This is a genomic window from Gorillibacterium massiliense (assembly GCF_000455485.1).
Lineage (GTDB): Bacteria > Bacillota > Bacilli > Paenibacillales > NBRC-103111 > Gorillibacterium > Gorillibacterium massiliense.
The window spans coordinates 215,536-228,759 of sequence record NZ_CBQR020000102.1; the positions used below are offsets into that span (position 1 = coordinate 215,536).

11 protein-coding genes and 1 riboswitch are annotated in these 13,224 nt (G+C 46.9%); of the genes, 3 read left to right on the top strand and 8 right to left on the bottom strand.

The features are described from left to right. Nucleotides 1–2: 2 nt before the first annotated feature. A complete protein-coding gene (locus tag TJ79_RS26010) occupies nucleotides 3–614 on the bottom strand; it encodes a TetR/AcrR family transcriptional regulator (protein ID WP_052339590.1) in 612 nt (203 codons plus the stop codon). A gap of 178 nt (nucleotides 615–792) precedes the next feature. Between TJ79_RS26010 and TJ79_RS14070 the strand changes: the two genes are divergently transcribed. After that, complete coding sequence (locus TJ79_RS14070) at nucleotides 793–2,154, top strand: catalase (protein WP_040950935.1); 1,362 nt, start codon at nucleotides 793–795, stop codon at nucleotides 2,152–2,154. 89 nt (nucleotides 2,155–2,243) lie between these two features. On the opposite strand, the gene TJ79_RS14075 is transcribed toward TJ79_RS14070, so the two are convergent. Genes TJ79_RS14075 through dpaL form a run of 5 tightly spaced genes read right to left on the bottom strand, consistent with a single transcriptional unit; the run spans nucleotide 2,244 to nucleotide 6,979 of the window. Next, the gene (locus TJ79_RS14075) at nucleotides 2,244–2,966 is read right to left on the bottom strand and encodes an amino acid ABC transporter ATP-binding protein (protein WP_040950936.1); all 723 of its coding nucleotides are present in this window, start codon (nucleotides 2,964–2,966) and stop codon (nucleotides 2,244–2,246) included. Then, a complete protein-coding gene (locus TJ79_RS14080) occupies nucleotides 2,963–3,607 on the bottom strand; it encodes an amino acid ABC transporter permease (protein WP_040950937.1) in 645 nt (214 codons plus the stop codon). The genes TJ79_RS14075 and TJ79_RS14080 overlap by 4 nt, the downstream gene beginning before the upstream one ends. A 34-nt stretch (nucleotides 3,608–3,641) precedes the next feature. Next, the gene (locus TJ79_RS14085; RefSeq protein WP_040950938.1) at nucleotides 3,642–4,481 is read right to left on the bottom strand and encodes a transporter substrate-binding domain-containing protein; all 840 of its coding nucleotides are present in this window, start codon (nucleotides 4,479–4,481) and stop codon (nucleotides 3,642–3,644) included. 15 nt (nucleotides 4,482–4,496) lie between these two features. Beyond that, nucleotides 4,497–5,717, bottom strand: a complete 1,221-nt coding sequence (locus TJ79_RS14090; RefSeq protein ID WP_081756923.1) for a YgeY family selenium metabolism-linked hydrolase — start codon at nucleotides 5,715–5,717, stop codon at nucleotides 4,497–4,499. A 17-nt stretch (nucleotides 5,718–5,734) separates the two neighbouring features. Then, complete coding sequence (dpaL, locus tag TJ79_RS14095; protein ID WP_202903327.1) at nucleotides 5,735–6,979, bottom strand: diaminopropionate ammonia-lyase; 1,245 nt, start codon at nucleotides 6,977–6,979, stop codon at nucleotides 5,735–5,737. A 283-nt stretch (nucleotides 6,980–7,262) separates the two neighbouring features. On the opposite strand from dpaL, the gene TJ79_RS14100 reads away from it, so the two are divergent. Then, on the top strand, nucleotides 7,263–9,014 hold the full coding sequence (locus TJ79_RS14100; RefSeq protein ID WP_040950941.1) for a sigma-54-dependent Fis family transcriptional regulator: 1,752 nt from the start codon (nucleotides 7,263–7,265) through the stop codon (nucleotides 9,012–9,014). 39 nt (nucleotides 9,015–9,053) lie between these two features. On the opposite strand, the gene TJ79_RS14105 is transcribed toward TJ79_RS14100, so the two are convergent. Further along, nucleotides 9,054–9,998 (bottom strand): LysR family transcriptional regulator, encoded by a 945-nt coding sequence (locus TJ79_RS14105; RefSeq protein WP_052339591.1) that lies wholly within the window; start codon nucleotides 9,996–9,998, stop codon nucleotides 9,054–9,056. Nucleotides 9,999–10,188: 190 nt separating this feature from the next. On the opposite strand from TJ79_RS14105, the gene TJ79_RS14110 reads away from it, so the two are divergent. Then, a complete protein-coding gene (locus TJ79_RS14110; RefSeq protein WP_040950942.1) occupies nucleotides 10,189–11,364 on the top strand; it encodes an MFS transporter in 1,176 nt (391 codons plus the stop codon). A 38-nt stretch (nucleotides 11,365–11,402) separates the two neighbouring features. Here the strand turns inward: TJ79_RS14110 and TJ79_RS14115 are convergent, their stop codons facing one another. After that, a complete protein-coding gene (locus TJ79_RS14115) occupies nucleotides 11,403–12,779 on the bottom strand; it encodes an amino acid permease (RefSeq protein WP_040950943.1) in 1,377 nt (458 codons plus the stop codon). A gap of 139 nt (nucleotides 12,780–12,918) precedes the next feature. Further along, nucleotides 12,919–12,998: riboswitch (glycine riboswitch) on the bottom strand. Nucleotides 12,999–13,224: the final 226 nt, after the last annotated feature.

Consider the following 13,224-nt stretch of genomic DNA (forward strand, 5'->3'; position numbering starts at 1 on the left):
TACTAAACCAACTTTCCGAACCCCTGAAACAGCATGTCAACGTACTGCATCGTACATGTGTTAATAAGCTGTTCGTCCTCATAAAGACGCATAATCTCAAACAATCCTTCCAAAAAGCTGACAGCCAGCGGTCTCGCAGCCAACTTAGTCACGTGCCCGATTGACTGCGATTGATATTCCGTAACGTGCCCCATCGCCTCAAGATGTTCCTGTACATGCCCGGCAAAAACGGTGACAATCTGATTTTTTGCATCTGCATACTTTGTTCCTGCACTTCCATCGAGCAGAATCAACAGATCCTTCCGATTTTCACGAAGCAATCTACTCATTACGTGGCCAATTTGTATGATCATTTGCTCCAATGTCAGTTGAGTACCCCCATGAAGCTTACCTGATTGATGCTCGCTCAAAGCAAGCAAACGATTATAAACGGGTGTTGTAATAGCATAGAACAACTCTTCTTTATTGGAATAATAGCGGTACAGATTACCCGTTGATACACTCGCATGCCTGGCAATGTCACGCATGGATGCGTTGTTGTAGCCCTTCTCCAAAAACTCATTGCACGCGGCAGCTAAGATAGCTGCTTTTACTTCATCTTTTAGCACTTGCATAAATGAACCTCCGTTCACTATTATGATAGCAAATTGTCGGCACGATGCCAACTTGTAACGATAGAACGGTCTTTCGTTCCCTTTTTGTACCGCAAAGCGCACTGTCATATTCTCATAAAAGCTCCTCATACCTTTTACTATATCCCAGCAATTCGCAGATCAGCATGGAGGTAGAAAGATGAGCGAGAACAATGGAAATCGCCCTGACAAATGGTCAGGAGATACTTCGGCTGCTCTTCATTCGCAGACGGTGGGCGAACGTGGCCCCGTTTTGGAACAGGATAACATTCTGCACGAAACGCTAGAGACTTTCATCCATACGAAATTGTTGGAAAGGCCCGTGCACGTCAAGGGCAATGGCGCCTTTGGCTACTTTCAAACCACGCATGCCATGTCAGCTTATACGCAGCTTTGTTTCTTGCAAAATCCCGGTCAGCAGGTTCCCGTCGCAGTAAGATTCTCCTTGGCTGCCGGCAACAAAGGCACGCCGGACACTTCCCGAAACGTACGCGGATTCGCCACCAAGTTCTACACCGATCATGGCGTATTCGATCTGCTGTGTAACCATATCCCCGTGTTTTCCGTACGGGATCCCATCCGTTTCCCAGAATCCATAAAAGCTTTCTTGCCTTCTCCCGTCAACAACCTCGTCGATCCAGAACGATTTTGGAGCTTCGTCGCCCGAGCACCGGAATCCACAAGCTTTTTCGTCTGGCTCTACTCCGATGCGGGCACGGTCAAGAGTCTTCGCCATATCCCGGGCCACAGCGTCAATACGTACGTCTGGAAAAATGCCCAAAGCGTTCGTACTTACGTAAAATATCATTGGCTGCCTCTTGCGGGAGTTCAGTATATTGACCGTAACGAATCGGCCCGACTCGCTTGCGAGAATCCGGATTATGCCGGCAAGGACTTATTCGATACCCTGAATGCAGGCAAAACGGTTGAATACGGGCTTTACGTGCAACTGATGAACCCCAAAGACGAGTCCTCTCTCCCTTATGATCCGTTAGACGACACAAAGATTTGGGATGAACGGCAATATCCCTTTCTCCCAGTGGGGAAATTAGTCTTAAACCGTAATCCGGAAAATTATATGGAGCAAGTAGAGAAGTTGGCTTTTTCCCCTTCCAACTTACTGGAAGGCGCAGAGTTGTCGGACGATAAGATGCTGCAGGGGCGCGCTAATATTTACTGGGATTCGGAGCGGCGGCGGCTTGGTCCGGATTTTCGCAAAATTCCGATCAATCATCAGATGAACTGGACGCCTCATTCTCTTGTGACCAGCGGCAACGGGAGATTCGTGGAAGGACGCCTCACGCGGTCCGACTTGCCTAAGCAAGACGACTTCACGCAAGCCGGTCAGTATTATCGTGCTCTTGCACCACTTCAGCAAGAACACTTGGTAGATAACCTGGCCGTCGATCTTGCTGGCATATCCCCCAATACGCAAAGCATCGTACTTAGCTACCTGTACCAGGCATCTGCCGAACTGGGGGAACGGGTCGCCAGAAGGATCGAAACGCACGCCAAAAAATAAGCAACCTCTTTATTGAAGCTACCCCCATTCGCTGCAATAGCGGATGGGGGTATTGTTTAAATGAGCATTATTTTACGCTAGTCTTACACCTACAGCACTTTCCTGAGAAAATCTTGGACTCTCACGTTACGCGGATTTGAAAATAACTCTTCAGGGGTATTCTCCTCCACAACGGTTCCTTCATCCATAAAAATAACGCGATCCCCAACTTCCCGGGCGAAACCCATTTCATGAGTAACGATGACCATCGTCATCCCTTCATGCGCAAGCTCCTTCATTACCTGCAATACCTCGCCTACCATTTCGGGATCGAGTGCAGATGTCGGCTCATCGAAGAGCAGGATATCCGGATTCATCGCTAACGCCCGGGCTATAGCCACCCGCTGCTTTTGACCTCCGGACAGACGGTCTGGGTATTCGTCCGCCTTTTCTTTCAGCCCGACCTTCTTGAGCAGACGAAGCGCATTCTCCCTGGCTTGGGACTTTATCGCCTTCTTCAATTGGACGGGGACAAGCATGACATTTTCCAGCGCCGTCATATGCGGGAAAAGATGAAAGGATTGGAACACCATTCCAATGTTCTCCCGCAGCTTATTAATATCGATTTTTCGATCCATTAAGCTATGACCATTCACAATGACGTCGCCGCCTGACGGGTTCTCCAGCCTGTTCATACAACGCAGCAGCGTGCTCTTGCCGGAACCCGAAGGCCCGATGATGCACACGACCTCGCTCTTGTGTATGTTTAGTGTGATCTCCTTCAGCACTTTCGTTTTACCAAAGCTTTTCGATAGATTTGTCACTTGTATCATAGGCGGTAATACCTCTCGATTCTACGGGATAGGTACGACAACAACGTAATAATGACAAGATACATCAGCCCGACCATACCCCATATTTCAAATGACTTGTAATTGCTTGCGATGATGATTTCGCCGCTTTGCGTCAGTTCATGTATGCCTATAGCGGACAGTATCGATGTGTCTTTAAGGGAAATGACAAATTGATTCAAAATAGCGGGAATCATCCGTTGAACCGCTTGCGGCAAAATAACTTTAAGCATCGCCTTTTGATAGGGCAGCCCTAAACTGCGTGCGGCTTCCATTTGTCCATTATCTACCGATTGGATGCCCGCCCTGAAAATCTCAGCCATATATGCTCCTGCATTTAGACTGAGCGCAATTGTACCCGCGGTAAGTGCAGAAATACGGAAATCCAAGACGCTCGGCAAACCGAAATAAATAAAAAAAGCTTGTACGATCAACGGTGTGCCCCGAATGAGGTCGATGTATGCAATCGCCACCGCTTTCAGAACTTTGAAATGACTAATATTCATCAAACCGATGATAAGGCCAATCACGGAAGCAGCCAAAAGGGCCACTACCGTGATTCTCAGGGTCATGAGCATGCCGTCCATCAAGCTTGGAAAACTACTGACGAATAAATCCCACATGCTTCAACCCTCCTTGCCAAAAGTTGCTCGTTCTTTATTTGGTCTCGCCCAAGTATTTCGCGGTGATCTTCTCGTATTCTCCGCTTTGTTGCAGCTTCTTCAAGCCATCGTTAAAGGCAGCGAGCAACTCCTGGTTTTTGCCTTTGTTAACGGCGAAGCCGTAATACTCAACAGCCAGCTTCGGAACCGCAATTCTCAGCTTAGCATCCTTGTTAACCGACAGCATGTATGCAATAACCGGATAATCCTCGAATGAAATATCCGCATTTTTGTTCTCTACTTCCTGAAAAGAGGTTGGCGTATCGTCGAAATATTCGATCTTTGCACCGAACTCCTCTTTGTGCTCTTCCGCATACTTCGCCCCTACCGTACCTTTCTTGACGGCGAACGTCTTCCCCTTAAAATCGTCTGTAGACTGGATACTCGTATTATCCTTGTGAACGATAGCCGAAGTTCCCGACTCAAAATATCCTTCGGAGAAGTCAAGGGTCTTCTTCCGTTCTTCCGTAATGGTCATGCCCGCAATCGAGGCATCGATCTGATTCGACGTAAGCGCAGGAATGATGCCCTTGAAATCCATAGGCTTCAGATCATAAGTAAAGCCCTCAAGCTTGGCGATTGCCGCTAGCAAGTCGATGTCAATGCCCACGTACTCATTGCCCTGCTTGAATTCGAAAGGTGCGTAGGTCGCGTCCGTCGCAATGATGTATTTCTTCCCAGAGACAGGCGATGAAGCTACAGATGTTGGACTAGCCTCGGAAGCAGCGACGGTGCTTTTGCTATTGCTGTCACTATTACTGGAACAAGCGGTCAATGAGAATGCTGTGACAATAGATAAAGCGATGGTAGCAATGGACAAGGATTTCTTTTTCATACGAATCGACTCTCCTTATGAATGAGGTTGGGTTTTATGAAGACTATGCATATAGGAACCAGGAATGGCGGCATACATGGCGGCACAACGAATCAAGTCACTCTTCCATGTTTTCTCATTTGGAGCATGGGCTTCACTTTCTTTACCCGGTCCGAAGCCGATACAAGGAATGCCGTGAAGTCCCATAATCGCTACTCCGTTGGTCGAGAAGGTCCACTTGTCAACAATGGGGGATTCCTTGAACAATGAGACATACGTTTGTTCCAACGTGCGACAAACCTCATGGTCCTCCTCCAGCAGCCAAGCCGGGAAATAGCAATATTTCGGATACAGCAATCCGGTATAGGAAGGCTTGATGTAGTCATACATTTCCACGGTTGCTCCAGCAGCGGCGACAGAAGGCAGCTGTCTAATTTCCTCCAGTGCCCCTTCCCACGACTCGCCGATCGTCAGCCGTCGGTCGATTGATATTGTGCTGCCATCTGCAACGGCACATCTCGAGGGGGAGGTCGATGCGATCTCGGAGACCGTTAATGTTCCTTTGCCAAGGAAAGGATGATCGGCCAGTCGCTCGTTCAATTGCTGCAGCTCGGCAACAATCGGTGCCATTTTATAGATCGCGTTAGTCCCCCGCTCAGGAGCCGAGCCATGACTACTAATACCGGCCGTGCTTACTTTGATCTCCATCCGGCCGCGATGGCCACGGTAGATTCGGCATGATGTCGGCTCCGTGGAAACGACAAACGCCGGCTTAATCTTTTCTTCCTGGATGATATATTCCCAGCACAAACCGTCACAATCTTCTTCCTGCACGGTACCGGTAACAAGTAATGTATAATCGCCTTCCAGACCAAGCTCTTTAATGATTTTCCCAGCGTAGACCATGGAGGCCATGCCGCCTTTCTGGTCGCTAGTCCCCCTTCCTCCAATAATCTCATCATCCTCACAGCCCTCGTATGGGTCAAAATCCCAATTATTGAGATCGCCGACCCCAACGGTATCAATGTGAGCATCCATTGCAATTAACGTCGAGCCATGCCCTATATAACCTAGCAAGTTACCCAGTGGGTCGATTTCAACACGATCGAATCCGACCCTCTCCATCTCTTCTTTGATCCGTTGAATGACTTGTCTTTCACGGCCGCTTTCACTCGGAATTGCGACGATGTCCCTCAGAAATTGGAACATGTCTTCGCGATACCGTTCCGCTGCCTGCAGAATTAGCTCTGTGCTCATCATGGTTGCTCCTCCCTTTAATCGAACTCCGGCACTTTGCAATTCCCGTTCCAGACAACCTTGCGGTACATATCGGGATCGGTATCTCCTTCCGTATTAAAAAGAAGGACGACTGAATCCGCATCAAGCCCGATCTCTTCTCGAATCTGGGCGTAGTTTTCGTCTTCCATAACCATGCTCAGCAGTCCCGCCGTCACCGCACCTGATTCACCGGAGATGACTCTTTGATCACCTTGGAGCGGATTGCCAAGCACCCTCATTCCCAATGCGGCCACACTGTCCGGCACGGATGCGAAAACATCCGCATATTCACGGAGCACCTCCCACCCGAGGGGGTTCGGCTCTCCGCAGGCCAGTCCGGCCATGATGGTATCCATGTCCCCTTCCACTCGATGAAGCTGCCCATCATCCGCTTTACAAGTACGGTACAAACAATCCGCCTTGTTCGGCTCGACAACAATGACTTTCGGGGACTTCTCCATCTTCGCGTTCAGATAACCCACTACAGCTCCTGCAAACGCACCGACTCCCGCTTGCACGAACACATGAGTCGGACCGGCAGCTTCGTTTTCCTTCAATTGGCTTAACGCTTCTTGTGCCATCGTCGCGTAACCTTGCATAATATGGAGCGGCACTTCCACGTAACCCTTCCACGACGTATCTTGGATCACTTCCCAACCGTGCTTCTCTGCCTCCGAAGCCGCTATTCTCACGCTATCGTCGTAATTCCAATCCGTAATGGATGCTTCCGCTCCAGCATCCCGAATATGCTGTAATCTTATTGGCGAAGAGCCCTTCGGCATATAGACGACCGACCGATGGCCAAGCTGTGATGCGGTCCAAGCTACGCCTCTTCCGTGGTTACCATCAGTCGCTGTCACGAAGACCATATCTCCTGACTTCTCCCGGATCGCATCCGACTTCAACCCTTCGAACGTCATGCTGCCCGGATCAACCGCCGCCTTCTCTGCGATAAGGCGACCGATCGCGTAAGACCCTCCAAGCACTTTGAAAGATCCTAATCCGAACCGGAAGGACTCATCCTTCACATAGATGCCCTTTATTTGTAAGCGCTCCGCCAGATGATTCAAAGAGACCAAGGGAGTCGGCTTGTACTGCGGGAAACTCCGATGGAAACGAACAGCCTTCCCGATCTCCTCGTCGCCGAAAAGCTCAGTAATTCGCGTTTTCGAGTCTTTTTTAACCCTGGGGTTAACAACCGTTTTTAGAGAATGGCTCATATGCGGTACTCCTTGTCCCATGTTGTAAATGATCCATTTTTGATGTCTGCCGTTTTGTTTACGTCAAATAATATGACATTTAATATACGCCTCGAATTTCATCGAGACAAGTATTAATATGATATCCGCCCCATCCAATATATGCTGTTATCCCTTGATACTAAAGGATTCTAAAAAGGTATCCTTATGATATCCGGTATCTATTTGAGACTTCGGCGATACTCCGAACCCTTCACTTCCCTTGTGTCGAATCATTCAACATGTTATATTCTATTACACGAAAAGAGTAAGAGAGGACGATCGCATGCAACTAAAATTCATTCAAAACTCCATTCAGCAGGTAGTGGTTGCAATCGCCTCCGCTCTAAAGATTGAAGTTGAAGTAGCTGACCGGCAATTGTTTAGAGTGGCGGGTACGGGGGCCATTAAATCAAACGTTTGGCAGGAAATGCGAGACGAGGATTATGTCTATCGACGCTGTATGGATACGGGGGAACCTGTCATCATAGAAAATCCAGGGCAAAATGAGCTGTGCCGGCCTTGCCTGCATTTCGGTAAATGTCCGGAGCTAGGGGAAGTGTGTTGTCCAATTAAAGTTGAAGATACTGCCATCGGCGTGATCGGGTTAATCGCCCTACAATCAGAACAGAAAGAGCGGTTGTTTGGGGATTTGCAGGCAAATTTGTCTTTCCTTCAAAAAATGGCCGAGCTCATCGCATCTAAGATGATTGAGTACCAATACTACCAAGAACAACTCCTGATTAAGCAGAAAATATCGACGCTTGTCCATTACCTCGACCACGGAATCGTGATGATCGACCGCGAAGGCCGCTGTGACTTTATAAATCCTGCCGCGAGAAAGCTGCTCTATCTCGGTGAGGAAGCTTACCCTGACCCCGATCTGATCGCGCAGTTCCTCAAGAGCTTCGGAACGAAAAATCCAGATCCAGGGGAATCGGTGGGGCAAACTATGTTTTTCCTGACGAAGAACGGATACCGCCAGCTATACGTCAACTTTCATCATCTGGACGCCGGGAAGCAAGAATGGAATACGGTTATCGTCCTTCAGGACCCCGAGCAAATTGCCACTGCCGCATTGCAAATCACCGAGGGTCCCTCCCATGGATTTGAAGAAATTATCGGAAAAAATGAGGCGATTGTCAGTCTAAAGGAATTGATGCGTAAGACGGCCAATAGCCGCTCCCCGATATTAATCCATGGAGAAAGCGGCACGGGTAAACAATTTTTTGCACAAAGCATCCATCATTTCAGCGAGAGGCGGGACAAGCCGTTTATTACCCTAAACTGTGCCGTTCTGTCAGAAGATATGCTTCAACGCCAGCTATTTGGAGAGCCTGCAAAAGGAACCAACCGCGCTACTCACGGTGCACTGGAGCGAGCCGGTGGGGGAACGTTGTTTCTCGATGATATTGCCGAGATGCCCTTATCTGTGCAGTTAACGCTGTTGAAGGTATTGGAAGAACGAGCCATACGGCGAGAGGATTCCGCAAAGCCAATTCCGCTGGAATTGCGCCTCATTGCCGCTACGGACAAGAACCTCGAGGATCTCGTAGCCAAAGGCTCTTTCCGGCAGGATCTCTACTATAAACTCAACGTTATCCCCTTATTTGTGCCCTCCCTTAAAGACAGGCGGGAAGACATCTTGCCCTTGGCTAGGTACTTTTTGGACAAACACGCCCGCTCCAACCGCAAATCTTTCCGCTCCATGGACGACGGTTTTCAAAAAACGCTGGTCTCGTACCATTGGCCAGGCAACATTCGGGAATTATCCAACGTGATCGAATATGCAGTGAACATTGAAACCAATCAAGAACTAACGAAAGCAAGCATGCCTGCTTATTTGAGGGACATCGACTATCATTCTTTGGATCATCTCTCGGGTGGGGATCTAAACTTGCGGTCATTGGAGAAGGAGGCGATTCGAAGAGCCGTTATCGTTGTAAAAGAACGGGGTGAAGCGAAGGATAAAGCTTCCGAGCTCTTGGGGATCGGGCGAGCCACCTTGTTCCGGAAGCTGCAGGAATACGGGTTATGAGTTGAGGCATAATCAGGCCAAACTCATTGCAAAACCTGATTATTCTTCCGATTGCAAAGTTGACCGTTGATGCTTTTCCAGAACAATCGGTTTCTCCGCTCCTTCCGAGTTTGTGAACTTAATCCACTCCTTTGCCGCGTAGGAGAGGTACCCGCCCTTTAACCAGCATAAGGCGAATTTCCATTCGAAGGCCGGCTCGAGAGAGACGACTTTCAGACCCATATGGGAAGCATCCTCTGCCAATTCGTTTAATTCACTCTGAGGCAGGATGGTGATGCCGAAGTTGTTCGCGACCAGTTCCAGCATGAAGCTCCACTGCGTGGCCTCGCCAATAATATTGGGTGCGAAGCCGCACTTTTTGCACTGCTCCATAATGATGTCATGTAGGGCAAAGCCTTGATGGGCGACAATAAAGGACTCGTTCTCCAGATCGCTCCATAAAACTTGATCTTTCTTTGCAAATTCATGGCTCGGATGAACCACGAGTAATAAATTTGCACTGAAGAAGGGAAAGTAATCAAACAGGTCTTTTTCAAGCGGAAAGGGTAAAAGCGCCATATCAATTTGACCTTCGATCAGCGCCTTTTTCAAATTGGGTGCGCCATCCTCTTTGAAACGAACAGTAATTCCCGGATATTCCACCTGAAATGCAGAATTGATCCGAGTAAAAAACTGTTTGCTGATCATCGGATAAATTCCGATTTGAAGATCCCCCTGATGAGCCTTCTTCAAATCCTCAAGCTCGCTGAACATATTTTGAAAGGATTGAATGAGAACTTGCCCTTGCTGATAAACCACTTTACCGGCATCGGTTAATTCAAACTTTCTCGTTGTGCGTTTGAGCAAGGTTATACCAAGTTCCGTCTCGAAATCTTTAATCAATTTGCTTATTGTCGGTTGAGAAATATGGAGATCTTCGGCGGCTTTAGAGAAACTCCCCTTTTTGATAACCTCTAAAAAGTATTGGATATGGCGAATGTCCATTCAAGTTCTCCTTCGATTATATATAGATGGCCGTAATATATGGTATCACAAATCCGTATTTATCATATATAAATCCTTCGAGTACACTTAATGTATCCTTACCAAAAAAAATACTCTCGTGGTCAAGAAGGTCAATCAAGTGATCGAAGATACGTGCTATCGAGGAGAAGAAAAGAGGAAAGTAACATACATGAATAAAGAGCAACTATGGACGAAGGACTTTATAGGCGTTACAGCTACTAATTTTTTTCAGATGTTAACCTTTTATTTGTTAATGGTCACGATCTCTGAATTTGCCGTTAATGAGTTCCAATCGTCCGAAAGTCATGCAGGGTTAGCTTCAAGTATCTTTGTCATTGGCGCATTAGTGGGTCGTTTATTCGGCGGAAAATTCATGGAGCGCATTGGACGCAAAAAGCTGCTGATTGCGGGTCTCGTATTGGTCGTGATTTCATCGGCGCTCTATTTTGAAGTAAACAGTTACATGATGCTCATTGCTAACCGTCTGCTCCATGGCTTTGCATTTGGTGTGGCGGGAACGGCAACGGGGACCATTATCGCTCACGTTATCCCTCACTCCAGAAAGGGAGAAGGAATCGGTTATTTTGCCTTGAGCATGACATTAGCAACCGCCATTGGTCCCTTTATCGGCTTATTCATCCTTGAGCATTTTAGTTTTAAACTCATTTATGTTTTTTGTTTAGGATGTGCAGCCATCAGTTTGGTTATAGCCCTTTTGTTAAGAATTCAAGAAATTACGCTAACGCAAGAACAAACAGCAGAAATGAAGGGCTTTAAGTTGTCCAATTTTATTGAATCCAAATCCGTGCCCATTACACTTGTAGCAGCAGTAACGGCCTTTTGTTACTCGGGTATTATCTCCTTTTTGACGTTTTATGCTAAGGAAAACCATGTTACTGAAGCAGCAAGCTTCTTTTTTGTCGTCTATGCCGTAGCTATTGTAGTAACAAGACCCTTCACAGGTCGCTGGTTCGACTCAAAAGGATCGAACTTTGTCATGTACCCCGCCATCGTTTCCTTTGTTTTGGGAATGATCGTTCTCAGCCAATCCCACGTCAGTGGCATTCTGTTACTTGCCGGGGCGCTTATCGGGTTCGGTTATGGAACCTATATGTCCAGTTCTCAAGCAGTTGCGATCAAAGTCGCACCCGCTCATCGTATTGGACTGGCTACCTCCACCTTCTTCATTCTTACCGATATCGGTTTAGGGATCGGGCCGTTCCTGCAAGGTCTATTTGTTCCTTCCCTAGGGTACAGCGGGCTGTATATCATTCTATCTATTCTATTAGTGATCTGTTTGCCTTTACATCATCTCTTATATGGAAGAAACCAACGTACAACGTAAAAAATCAAAGGCACCCTTTCGGGTGCCTTTTCCAAATCTCATGTATTGCTCATACTCATATCATGGCTGCTTCTTTCCTTTTTGCTCCCTCTCGAATACAGTACGAATAATAGAACAAACCATAGAGGGGTAAACAATAAAGCCGGACGAGTTTCTTTAGCGAACAGCATGATGATGAGAATCCCGATAAACAACGTCAAGACTGCATAATTTATCGCTGGCGTGAAGGGAGCTTTGAATTTCGATTTTGCCTGTAATTCTGGCTGGGTTTTCTTATATTTTATATGGCATACGAGGACGACGCCCCAAACCCAAATAAAACAAATGGCACTTATGGTTGTCACGATTCCAAAAGCCTGCCCCGGAATGAGTTTACTCAAAAGGGCCCCAACGGATATGACCAGCGTAGAAATGAAAAGCGAGTTTCCGGGCACATGGTTTTTATTCAATTTTCCAAAATAAGCGGTCGCCTGTCGGTTCTTACTTAAATTATAAAGAATCCGGCTTGTTGAAAACATCCCGCTGTTGCAAGCGGAAGCGGCTGAAGTCAAGACGACGAAATTAATAATCCCTGCGGCAATCGGAATCCCTACTAAGGTAAAGGTTTTGACAAAGGGACTTTCCGACGGATTGAGCTGAGTCCATGGATTAATGCACAGCAAGACAAAAAGCGCGCCAACATAGAAAAATAGAATGCGTAGAGGAATTTTGTTGATAGCCGATGGAATATTTTTTTCCGGATTGGATGTTTCTGCTGCCGATACACCCACCAATTCCACACCGACATAAGCGAATACAACCATTTGAAAAGAAAATAAAAACCCCGAAATGCCGTTTGGAAATACTCCCCCATGCTCCCAAAGGTTTCGTATTGTCACCGATCCTGCATCCGTCTTAAATCCTATGATCAGCAAAATGATCCCAATGCCGATTAAGGCGAGAATCGTGACGACTTTGATTAAAGCGAACCAAAATTCCAGTTCTCCGAAATTCTTTACCGTTAATAGATTGAGCCCTAATAAAATAATTAGGCAGATGATGGATGGTACCCATTGTGGGATATCGAACCAATAGTTTACATATACGCCAACAGCAATAACATCAGCCATAGCCGTCATGACCCAACAAAACCAATAGGTCCAACCGGTTACGAATGCAGCCCGAGGTCCAAGATAATCTTCTGCAATATCCGTAAACGATTGATAACCTGCCTTCGACAACAGGAGTTCGCCCAACGCTCTCATCACGAAAAATACGGCGATACCCACGATTAAATACGTAATCATGATGGATGGACCTGCCTGTTGGATCGCTTTGCCTGAACCTAAAAATAATCCGGTACCAATGGTGCCACCGATGGCGATGAGTTGAACATGCCGATTCGCCAGCTCCCTTTTTAATTCTGGTTGTGCCATAGTAATTTCCCCCTTATGAATGCCATGCATTAAAACCAAATAAAAAAAGAGATTGGAGGACATCCAATCTCACAGTTCAAAAGAATATTGAATAATACTTGCAGCGCTGATCACTCAATCAGCGTTACAAATCATTATTAAGTACTCTTCTGTCCTTTTGCCTGAGATTATGAACCCTTCGGCGCCGTGGATTCCCACGGTCTCTCCAGAAGCTGCTCCTGCTATAGTGTGATCCATAGCAATCATAGCATGCTAATTATGAAGTTAATGAAGCGGCGTTGCTGGTTTGATTTTTTACATAATACTCGCGATGTGATTATTTAATCAGTGATAAAAGTCTCATAATTAAAAAGCGAAGGGCCGCCAGGCGACGAAGAAAACGAGGACATCGAAACGAGATCAATCACAACTATTTATCTCGACAAACAAAATGGCAAATGGGTTT

What these genes read in the sequence shown, in the direction of transcription:
- TJ79_RS14090 (WP_081756923.1), bottom strand. Translation starts at nt 5,717, where the DNA reads ATGAGCACAGAGCTAATTCTGCAGGCAGCGGAACGGTATCGCGAAGAC.
- TJ79_RS14100 (WP_040950941.1), top strand. Translation starts at nt 7,263, where the DNA reads ATGCAACTAAAATTCATTCAAAACTCCATTCAGCAGGTAGTGGTTGCA.
- TJ79_RS14110 (WP_040950942.1), top strand. Translation starts at nt 10,189, where the DNA reads ATGAATAAAGAGCAACTATGGACGAAGGACTTTATAGGCGTTACAGCT.
- TJ79_RS14070 (WP_040950935.1), top strand. Translation starts at nt 793, where the DNA reads ATGAGCGAGAACAATGGAAATCGCCCTGACAAATGGTCAGGAGATACT.
- TJ79_RS14075 (WP_040950936.1), bottom strand. Translation starts at nt 2,966, where the DNA reads ATGATACAAGTGACAAATCTATCGAAAAGCTTTGGTAAAACGAAAGTG.
- TJ79_RS26010 (WP_052339590.1), bottom strand. Translation starts at nt 614, where the DNA reads ATGCAAGTGCTAAAAGATGAAGTAAAAGCAGCTATCTTAGCTGCCGCG.
- TJ79_RS14085 (WP_040950938.1), bottom strand. Translation starts at nt 4,481, where the DNA reads ATGAAAAAGAAATCCTTGTCCATTGCTACCATCGCTTTATCTATTGTC.
- TJ79_RS14105 (WP_052339591.1), bottom strand. Translation starts at nt 9,998, where the DNA reads ATGGACATTCGCCATATCCAATACTTTTTAGAGGTTATCAAAAAGGGG.
- dpaL (WP_202903327.1), bottom strand. Translation starts at nt 6,979, where the DNA reads ATGGGACAAGGAGTACCGCATATGAGCCATTCTCTAAAAACGGTTGTT.
- TJ79_RS14080 (WP_040950937.1), bottom strand. Translation starts at nt 3,607, where the DNA reads ATGTGGGATTTATTCGTCAGTAGTTTTCCAAGCTTGATGGACGGCATG.
- TJ79_RS14115 (WP_040950943.1), bottom strand. Translation starts at nt 12,779, where the DNA reads ATGGCACAACCAGAATTAAAAAGGGAGCTGGCGAATCGGCATGTTCAA.